Genomic DNA, 476 nt, shown 5'->3' with positions numbered 1-476 from the left:
TCATTAGTGCCGTTAATCGTCACTTTTATGGTCGACGGTGTTCCATCAACTGATGATACCGTAAAGGTCTCTTCGACTTTATCGCCGACGTTTAATTGGTTAAACGCGCTGTTGGCGGTGAACGCCCAATGACCATTAGCATCAATAGTCAGGTCGCCATTTGTGCCTGCAATGGAATCGGGCGTGAAGGTATTATCTGGATTATCCACGTCAGTACTGGTTAGCGTACCTGAGGTAGTTACCGCTTTGTCGGTTTCATCGATGGCGACGGTCGCACTGCTGACAGTAGCGGTGTCGTTAGTACCGTTAATCGTCACCTTGATGGTCGAGGGTGTGCCATCAACAGACGACACCGTGAAGGTCTCTTCGATCTTGTCGCCGATATTTAACTGATTAAACGCGCTGTTGGCAGTGAACACCCAATGACCATTAGCATCAATAGTCAGGTCACCGTTGGTGCCTGAAATAGAATCCGG

General features: G+C 48.7%; 1 protein-coding gene. It reads right to left on the bottom strand.

The annotated features are described in order from the left end of the window. Positions 1-476 (bottom strand): VCBS domain-containing protein (locus AB4375_RS00010; protein ID WP_372050822.1); only part of this gene is annotated, 476 nt, incomplete at both ends.

Origin of the sequence: Vibrio sp. 10N.261.51.C6 (genome assembly GCF_041471785.1) — a bacterium.
Lineage (GTDB): Bacteria > Pseudomonadota > Gammaproteobacteria > Enterobacterales > Vibrionaceae > Vibrio > Vibrio crassostreae_C.
Note: the sequence above shows the minus strand (reverse complement) of the source record. Positions and strands in the feature narration are given on the sequence as shown.